Genomic DNA, 242 nt, shown 5'->3' on the forward strand with positions numbered 1-242 from the left:
CAAACTATCTCCAGAATCCCAAGAACAGGCACGATTGGCACTTATTACTATTCTGTCGCAAATGGTACCTGATGGACTGAGTGATCTTGACGCGGTATTTGTAGGTGAAGCTGTTGCCGCTGCGTTTACCGCAATGGAGCGCTATAGCAGCGTTTCTGACGAATGCAAAGATGAGAGTAGAGATTGTGATCGCGAAGCGTTTTTGAAAGCAGTAAACACCCCTCACCCTAATGGCAAGTGGG

At 47.5% G+C, this 242-nt stretch carries 1 protein-coding gene; it reads left to right on the forward strand.

What is annotated here, in order from left to right; all coding sequences use genetic code 11:
• The coding region (locus tag ACGF5R_RS24910) for a hypothetical protein (RefSeq protein ID WP_387693329.1) at nucleotides 1-242 on the forward strand (242 nt) is incomplete at both ends.

It is taken from the genome of Photorhabdus sp. RM71S (assembly GCF_042879355.1).
Classification (GTDB): Bacteria; Pseudomonadota; Gammaproteobacteria; order Enterobacterales; family Enterobacteriaceae; genus Photorhabdus; species Photorhabdus kayaii.